This window comes from uncultured Rhodoblastus sp., from assembly GCF_903903185.1.
Classification (GTDB): Bacteria; Pseudomonadota; Alphaproteobacteria; order Rhizobiales; family Beijerinckiaceae; genus Rhodoblastus.
On record NZ_CAIUXT010000206.1, the window covers coordinates 1 to 8,562 of the forward strand.

The 8,562-nt window shown below is 60.7% G+C and carries 5 protein-coding genes and 2 pseudogenes; 5 read left to right on the forward strand and 2 right to left on the reverse strand.

The window, feature by feature from the left end; genetic code table 11:
* Both QZY01_RS18165 and QZY01_RS18170 read right to left on the reverse strand, forming a co-directional pair.
* Positions 1–317, reverse strand: a pseudogene (locus QZY01_RS18165) (transposase); the annotation flags it as partial.
* A gap of 69 nt (positions 318–386) precedes the next feature.
* A pseudogene (locus QZY01_RS18170) lies at positions 387–818 on the reverse strand (IS1595 family transposase); the annotation flags it as partial.
* Positions 819–1,718: 900 nt separating this feature from the next.
* Between QZY01_RS18170 and QZY01_RS18175 the strand changes: the two are divergent.
* Genes QZY01_RS18175 through QZY01_RS18195 form a run of 5 tightly spaced genes read left to right on the forward strand, consistent with a single transcriptional unit; the run spans position 1,719 to position 7,951 of the window.
* Positions 1,719–1,982, forward strand: coding sequence for a hypothetical protein (locus QZY01_RS18175; RefSeq protein ID WP_294540019.1), 264 nt, complete (start codon positions 1,719–1,721; stop codon positions 1,980–1,982).
* Positions 1,979–2,701, forward strand: coding sequence for a hypothetical protein (locus QZY01_RS18180; RefSeq protein WP_294540020.1), 723 nt, complete (start codon positions 1,979–1,981; stop codon positions 2,699–2,701). The genes QZY01_RS18175 and QZY01_RS18180 overlap by 4 nt, the downstream gene beginning before the upstream one ends.
* Positions 2,698–4,995: a Mu transposase C-terminal domain-containing protein gene (locus QZY01_RS18185; protein WP_294540021.1), complete on the forward strand. Its 2,298-nt coding sequence runs from the start codon at positions 2,698–2,700 to the stop codon at positions 4,993–4,995. Before QZY01_RS18180 ends, QZY01_RS18185 begins: the two co-directional genes overlap by 4 nt.
* A gap of 20 nt (positions 4,996–5,015) precedes the next feature.
* A complete protein-coding gene (locus QZY01_RS18190) occupies positions 5,016–6,083 on the forward strand; it encodes an ATP-binding protein (protein ID WP_294540022.1) in 1,068 nt (355 codons plus the stop codon).
* 17 nt (positions 6,084–6,100) lie between these two features.
* Positions 6,101–7,951, forward strand: a complete 1,851-nt coding sequence (locus QZY01_RS18195; protein WP_294540023.1) for a TniQ family protein — start codon at positions 6,101–6,103, stop codon at positions 7,949–7,951.
* Positions 7,952–8,562 lie beyond the last annotated feature (611 nt).

Below are 8,562 nucleotides of genomic sequence, written 5' to 3' on the forward strand. Positions count from 1 at the left end.
CCTGTCGATCATCGTTTTGCGCTCAGCAAACCCGCTTTGGTGAGCGCGCCTGCCAAAAAATCGTTCTCCAGCGCCAACTCTCCGATCTTGGCATGCAGCGCCTTCAAATCGACAACCGGCGCGGAAGCTTCGCTCCCGCCATGACCGAAAACTCCGGCAGCGCCTTCAAGAAGCTGGGCCTTCCATTGCGTGATCTGGTTGGCGTGAACATCGAACTGTTGCGCCAGTTCTGTCAGCGTCTTCTCGCCCTTCAGGGCGGCCAGAGCCACCTTCGCCTTGAATGCCGGCGTGTGGTTCCGACGCGGTCGTTTGGTCATAATCTCTCCTGATGCGCGCCGATCATCGACGCTGTCAGGCAGAAAAGCCACTTATCGTTCTGTCCAGTTTCCCCGAGCCGGCTCTGTCATCATGTCGCGGATTTGATGGCCGATGCGCCAAGCGGTCTTGTAAGTGACGCCAAGGGTCCGCTGAAGCTCTTTGGCGCTAACGCCGTGGCGCGTAGCGATAAACAGATAAATCGCATAAAACCAAGTTTGCATCGGCGTCCGGCTGTCCTCGAAAATGGTTCCGGCGCAGGGGTAAATGTGATCGCCACAGGCCGCGCAAGCGAAGGCGCGGCGCCCGGTGATCTTGTGGAAAGTCGCCCCGGTCTTGCATTTCCCGCAAACATGACGAAGGCCATAACGCACTTCCATAACGCGAATCAGGCAAGCGTCGTCGGTCGGAAACTCCGCGAAGAACTCGCGAACTGAATACGACTGGACGCTGCTTTCTTTCTGTCCGGCCTTCGATGGGCGCTTGCGTTTGCGGGGTTCCATAGCGGCGATCTCCTATGCCGCTATTTGTACCCCGTTTGGCTACTTGCGTCAAGGGGATAATCCCCAAACAAAAATGGAATTCCGCCTATCAAGGATGTGCGCAGATGGACGACCTCAATTCAAGCCACCCCCTACCCAGTTCGACGTCATTTAACCTGACGACCACGAGCCAAAACCGATCGTTTTCGAATCAGCGCTCGTTGCAGTGATTAAAAAAGACAAGGGAAAACTGCCTGAAAGGCGAAGTCACCGCCCACTTTTCCACAGGCCATCGAATTTTTTTTAAAGCCATCGGTCAGAAAAAACAGGCGCGCAACCGAGCACGATAAATGTCGACTAACCTCGTCGCGCAAGGGGCTCGAACCCGATCAAACACGACGAAGCTCAAAGCGCGATCGCCGAGTTCATTCGTCTCTGCCAAGTCGGAGTTGGGGACGGACGCCCCTAACTGACTCGACTCTCGTCGCGGATTCAACGAATTATTTTTCACCGTCAGCTTGAGGCCGCGTGCGCGCCAACGCCGATGGTGAATTTGGGGGTTCGAGTCCCTGCACCGTGGTCGCAGGTTCGAGTCCCCAGGGTCGGTTCGAGAGGGAAAGGGAAGAGCGATGATGACGTAACGTTAGCCCAGAAAACGAAAACGCGCGGCCCCGAAGGACCACGCGCTCGTTTGCCCCGCAATGCTGTGCACGGCCTGCGAAAACTATGTCAGCAAAGCGGCTCCCGCGACAGGCAATGATGCATGCCACGTCTATGGGCATGTATCGCACGACCGCGACTCACTGACAAGAGTCGCGAGCGCGCCCTAGTCTCGCTACGAGCGAAATCCCGAAAGTCGCGTCCAGAACCGCACGGCGAAGAGCGTCAGCTCCTCGCCGAACGACGACACTTGCTCGAAGAATGCGACAGCTCATAACTTCAGATGACAATTCCTCCGACGACCGTCCCCAGACGCTCGACGACCTCGCGTCACCGCCGACGCTCCCGATCAGCCTCAAGACCGAGGGCTTCGACCGCTTCATGTTGTTCGGCTCCACCGAACATCTCGGAAAGCCCAAGATCAACCGGCTCTTTAGCCGGATGGAGGCCGAACTCGCCTCGGCCCTTCTCAACCCCACCGCCGCCGGTAAAACCGCCCGCCGCAACACGCGGAGGCGGTCATGACCACCGAATACGACCTCTCCAACGACACCGAGGACGAAGAGGACTTCTGGCTCCCGCCCCTCGCCTCGGTCGCTTCCCGCCACATCAGCCTCAGGTCGCGTGGGGCGGGCCGCTCGATCATTCCGGCGATCACCGGCGTCCCGCCGCGCGTCCGGATGATCCAGTGCGAAAGCATCCTCGAAAGCAAATGCGCCGTCGTCATGCTGGCCCGCCGCGACGTCGTCAACCTGGTCGAACAACCGCCGGCCGTCGCTTACTTCGATGAATTCGAACAGCGGTGGAAACGGCACTTCTTCGATTTCCTGGCCGACATGGCCGACGGCTCGAAGATGGCCCTCGCCGTCCGGCCCAAGGCCCGGTCGGAGAAGGTCTTGGACATCCTCAAAGCCATCGCCGGCCAGGTGCGCGGATTTGCCGACGCCTATGTGCTGGTCGAGGACGCGGACCTGCCCGTCGCGATAGTGCAAAACGCCGAACTCATCCTGTCGGCGCGACGCGACCGCGACCGGACCGCCGACGCCACGATGCGCGCCATCGTCCGCACGCTCAACGGCGAAACCACCGTAGCGACGCTGATCAAGATCAGCGGCCTCAAAGGTGCGGGCTACAGGGCCATCGCCCGGCTCATCGACGAAGGCGATCTGGAAATCGGACAAAACACCCTGATCGACTATCCGGCGACCGTCTGGCGGCCGTACATGCGGAACGACGCGGCATGACAGCCAAGGACCTCGTTCCCTATCTGCCGCAACAGCCGGCGCCGAAAAATTACGAACCGTGTCGCCGATATTTCGGGGAACATGACCGGATCGGCGTCGGCTTCGACCTCGGCGACGGCGACGGCGACTCCGGCGTCTACTACAAGTGCATTTCCACGTTCGGCGCCGGCCACGTGTTCGAACGTGTTTACCAGCCCGGCTTCACCGAAACATTCACCAACGCCCGGATCGCCGAATTTGAAAACGGTCCGGGCTGGCGATACGATCCCGATTACTTCGCAAAGGAAACAGCCGAAGCCCGCATGAAAGCGGGCGACCTCCGCTTCGAAGACCTGCACCACAACCGCCAGAAGCGGATCGTCTACAAGCACGCGATTTGCGACCTCCTCCGGCCCCTGCTGGAGACCCGTAAGGCGAGCCTCTGCGACGACGGACTCCAGCGCGGCCTCGATATCATCTTCGAAACGCATGGCGCCGCGCTCGACAAATTGAATGGAGTCAAACTCAGCGACGGAAGCGGTTTTGACCGCTGGATCCCGTGCGTGAAATCGGTCCGCTCCTGGCTCAACGTCTACAAAAACGCCAATTTCAACGCGCTCGCGCTGGTCGACGCCTTCCAATATGGGCCACAGCCGTCGCCGCTCAGCCTGGATATCCAGGACATCCTCTTCGAAATTTCGCTCAAATACGCCAGCACGGACAGGCCCACGAAAAAGGACGTCCATCGACAGCTCGAAACCAAAATCAACAAGGTCAACAAGGAGCGCGAGGCCGCAAAACTCGATCCCTTCGATTGCCCATCTTACAATAAGCTCTCCGAGTGCATCGACGCCAATGGCGCCTTTTTCAATTATGCCGGACGCTGGAACGCCGACAAGGCCAAGCAACATTTCGTCCTTGTCATGGGCGGTGTCCGGGCCATCCGGATCGGCCAGCGCTGGGAGATGGATTCCTGGACGGCACATCTCAGGACGTGGCTGAAATTCAGCAAGCTCTGGCAGCTTCTGTCGCCCGATCAGAAAACAGAAATCGAAAAAGGCCGCTGGACGCTTTGCGCCGTCCTCGATTGCGCCAGCGAAGCCGTCCTCGGCATGCGACTGTCGGCCACCGAAAATTTCAACTCCGCGGTCGCCACGCTCGAAATGGGCATGATGGACAAAACCGCCTTCGCCGCGAGCGCCGGCGCCGTTTCGACCTGGCACATGTACTCGGGCTGCGGAACCCTCGCCACCGATCAGGGCCCGGCGTTCATCGCCTATGAATTCCGCCAGGCCTGCATCGACGCCGGAATCAAATTCGACAATCCACCGGCGGCGACGCCGTACCTGCGCGGCAAGATCGAGCGGCTCTTCCGCACCATCGACCTGCAGGCGTTCTGCCGCCTGGCGGGAAGAACCTTCGAGAACGTTGTCGCGCGCGGCGACGAGGAAATCGATCTCACCTGCCTGACCATCGAGCAGCTGGCCACGGTCCTCGTTCTCTATGTCGTCGACTGCTACCACCAGGAAGGACACGAAGGCCTGGGCGGCGAAACGCCTCGTAACGCCTACGACAACCTCTACGAAAAACGCGGCGCCGCCCCGCCTCCCGACAAACGAACACGGCGCAACGCCTTCGGAATCAAGATCACCCGCAAGATTTCCAAAAAGGGCGTCCGGGTACTCAACCTCTTCTACAACAACCGCGTGCTCAACAAATATATGAGGCACGTCGGCGAAGGAGCCGAAGTCGACGTCATCGTCGACCGCCATGACCTCGGCTGGATATCCGTCAGGATCGGCGAAAAGGGTTTTGCCTCGATCCCTTGCATCATTCCGGAGATGCAGGGCGTCAACATCATCGTGTGGGCCGCAGTCTGCGAAGACCTGCGCCGGCGGTTCAAGACCAAGAACATCCCGTCCCACGCCATCGCCTTGGACGCGCTGGACCGCATCGCAATGATCGGCGACGCGGCGCGGCTCGCCTACTCCATCGCCAGTCCGATCATCACCCGCGAAACGGTCGACCGTCTCGAGCGCCTGGTCGAGATTCCCTGGAAGTCGCGCGAGGCGGCCCGCGCCAATCCCAACGCCGGCGGCGACTTTCTCGCCAACGCGATTCCGTCCAATCCGACCGGCGACTTCCATCCCCCCGCCGATATTCCGGCCAATAGGCCCGCCGCGCCCAAGCCCAAGACGGCGCCGCAGGACTGGGAGGAGGTGAATCCAGACACGGGGGAAATCTCTCCTACACCACCCGACCCCGATGACGACGGCGACGCCGAACTTCCCGACGGATGGACCATCGAAGATTAAACCAAATGAAAGGACACACAATGAATGACATCGACACAGCCAAAAATAACGCGACGCGCGCCATCATGAAGGCGCTGCGCATGAAATACATCGCATCGCCGCGCGACGCCGAACTGCAAAAGGCTCTCGACTATATCATCTACCGCGCAACCCACCTCGCCATGCCCATCCAGGCGGCGGACGACGAGATCGATAACGACTTCGACGACGACTACGAGGACGATTTCGACGATGAGAGTTATTTCGTCGAGGGCCGCGCCCTGGCTGTCCTTGGTCACAGCGGCGCCGGAAAATCCACCGCGCTGGCCCGCATCCTCGCCGCCAAGTTCCCCGATTACGGCAAGCCGTCATGCCTGGTCGTCTACGTCACCGCGCCGGCGCCCTGCACGTTGAAAACGCTGGGCCGCAAAATCCTGCACCGCCTCGGCTATCCCCTGGTCGCTGACCGCAAGGAACATGAGGTCTGGGAGGCGGTTCGCCTCCACCTCGCCAAGATCGGCACGCGCATTCTCATCATCGACGAAATGCAGAACATCACGTCGAACGCGAAGTCCGACGAAGTGGCCCGCATCCGCGACACCCTCAAGTCCCTGCTGAATTCCGAGGAACACCCAATCTGTCTGGTGTTCGCGGGACTGCCGGAACTCCAGTATTTCCTGGAGGCCGACACGCAGATCCGGCGCCGCACCCGTTTCGTCGAATTCAAAAGCCTCAGCGAGTCCGACCTCGGCGCCGCCAAAGGAACGGTGAATGCCTTGGCGAAATCCGCCGGCCTCACCACCGACTTCGGCGACCATCTCGGGCAGCGCCTGATCCACGCCGCGCTCTGCGAATTCGGCACGCTGATCGACATGACGCTCGAAGCCATCGAGCACGCTCTCAAATCGGGAGCCAATGCCCTCAACTCCGAAGATTACGCCACGGCCTTCGCGCTGCGCACCGGCAATACGGCGCCAGCCAATCCCTTCGCCACCGACGCCTGGCGCCAGATCGATTGCAGCTTTGTCCTGATGGACGACCCGCGCGAGCGCGATCAGCCCATCGAGAATTCCAGAGGCGCCAAGAATACCGGACGCCGCAAATCTTGAAAAAGGAGAAATTCTCGATGGCCCAACTCTTTCCAACAATTCCGCTTTCGCGGGGCGAGATTCCGGCGAGCTACATCTCCCGCCTGGCGCGTCTTCACGGTCGCCCGCTGCGCGTGTTCTGCACCGATTTCGGCATCACCATCCAGTCCGTGATCGATGGTCAACAGGACGCGCTGTCCAAGGTCGAGGATCTCGCCGGGCTTCGGCCCGGGACCCTCGGTGAAAACTCGATTCATCGCGAGTCCCCCGGCTACCGGTTCAGGACTGAATGGCTGAACAAGGCCGGCCTGCGCCGCGAGCGCGTTTATGCATGCCCGGTCTGCCTCGCCGCTGACGTCGCGGCGTCCGCCGGCCCACCGATCGTCAGCGCCTACAGCCGCGCCGTCTGGTCGCTGGCCTCCATCCGCACCTGCCACGTCCACAACGTCGCCCTGATCGAATGCGGCCAGACCGAAGGCAACAACCGCGGCGATTACGCTTCGGCGATCGAGCCCTTTCTTGGCAAGATCGCTGAAGTCGCGGCCTCCGCCCTGCCCCGGCCCGCCTCCAGCCTGGAGAAATACGTCATCGCCAGGATCCTCGATGGCAAAGGAAACTCCTGGATCGATCAGTTCGGCATCTCCACGCTCGCCAAGGTCTGCGAACTGGTGGGAGCCCTCAAAATGAAAGGCAGCGACGTCGCGGCCCGGACGATGTCGGAGAATGACTGGCAGGTCGCCGGCGGCGTCGGTTTCGATATCGTCTCGCAGGGCGAGTCCGGAATCCGGAACTTCATCTCGGAACTCTGGCGCGACTATCCCAAGAAGAAAACACCCAGCCATGGCGTTCAGGCCGTGCTGGGAATCTTGAACGAGTGGCTGCGCGCCGAAACCGAAGATCAGGCGATCTTCCGCGATATCATCTACCGCCATGTCGTCGAGACGCTCCCGGTCGGCCCGGGAGACACGGTTCTCGGCCGGCCCGTCACGGCCCGTCGGTTCCACTCCATTTACACCGCCGCCAAGGAATACGGCATCCATCCGAAGACGGCGCGCAAATACCTTGCCACCGCCGGCGTGCTCCCTGAGGACCACGCCGACAAGACCGACCACCTCTGCCTCTTCGACGCCGTCGCCCACGCACCGCTCCTCAAGCGGATCGGATCATCGATGTCGCTCAAGGACGTCGAAACCTATCTCGGCGCCGGCAGGGTCTACGCGAAACTCCTCCACGACCACGGCTTCATCAAGCCGTTCATCTCGACGGAGGAAAAGGGCATTGGCGAACACGTCTTCGCCAAGGAGGACCTCAACGAATTCCTCTCGCGCCTTCTCCACGGATCGACGCCAGTCGGTAAATTCCTCCCGCCGATTTATCCGATCGCGGAAGCCTCCCGGCGTTCCAACCGCGGCGCCGCCGAGGTCGTCGCGGCAATCCTCGAAAACCGCCTGACTTGGCGCGGCCGCCTCGCCGGCGCCGTCGGATTCTCCTCCCTCCTCGTCAATCTCGACGAGGTAAAGCGCGTCCTCGCCGATCCAGAGCCGGACGCCATCCCAAAATCCAGGGCGTTCTATCTTCTCGGCACATCAACACGCGGCGTCCTCGAACTGATCCGCCTCGGCGTCCTGTCGCTGGAGCCCTTTCGCAACCCCAAAAACCGCTGTCCCATGATGGCAATCCCGAAAATTCAGATCCAGCAATTCAAGGAGAAATACGTCTCCCTCTACGAACTGGCGACCCAGACCGGGAAAGATCCGATCGCCCTCAGTCTGGAACTGAAGGCGCTCGGTTTGACGACGGCGTTCGATCGAAAACGCGTCGGCGCCGACTTCTATCTTCATTCGACCATACCAAGCTCGCACAGCCTCTGTGGAAAAGGAGATTGTTGATGAGAATACATTTTGATACCGACGTGCGCCCGAGAAGCATTGGAAAAGCACTGAAGAAAAAGCTGGAAGCACGCGGGTACGAAATCCAGCTAACTCGGGCGCAGCACGTGTCGCCCGCATGTTTGGATATTCAAGCTGGGCCGATCTGCTCCAAAATCTTGGAAAACAAAAGCCCACTCCGTTTGACGCATTCGTCGACCCCGAGGTCGTAACCGCCCGACGTTATCGGTACATTACGGTTCTCGTCGACTTGGGTGTTAGTCGCGCCGACGCAGAAGACGTCGTCGACGAGATTGGCCCGACTTCGGGAGGTCGGTTTTCCTCGGGCGGTTAACGAACTAACGGTCGGAGGCAGCAATTCGGCGCTGCCCCCTGACCTCGCAGCACCCACATTCGTCAACCGGATTTGGCTGTTTCCGGTAGAGTCGGGATGTGGCGCGGTGGCGTTAGGCCGAGCATGTCTGTTTCCGCCCCTTTCGTCTGGCGGTGCCTTAGTGGCTCGTCCGTAGCTCCGTTTCCACACCCCTCTCTTCGAACCGGGCATGCAGATTTCCCGCACCCGGCTCTCGGACAAAACCTCACGCCTTCGTCCACGGCACGTCGCGCCCCCG

Bases quoted from the DNA above. Each gene is read 5' to 3' on its own strand.
- QZY01_RS18175 (WP_294540019.1), top strand. From the start codon at position 1,719: ATGCGACAGCTCATAACTTCAGATGACAATTCCTCCGACGACCGTCCC.
- QZY01_RS18180 (WP_294540020.1), top strand. From the start codon at position 1,979: ATGACCACCGAATACGACCTCTCCAACGACACCGAGGACGAAGAGGAC.
- QZY01_RS18185 (WP_294540021.1), top strand. From the start codon at position 2,698: ATGACAGCCAAGGACCTCGTTCCCTATCTGCCGCAACAGCCGGCGCCG.
- QZY01_RS18190 (WP_294540022.1), top strand. From the start codon at position 5,016: ATGAATGACATCGACACAGCCAAAAATAACGCGACGCGCGCCATCATG.
- QZY01_RS18195 (WP_294540023.1), top strand. From the start codon at position 6,101: ATGGCCCAACTCTTTCCAACAATTCCGCTTTCGCGGGGCGAGATTCCG.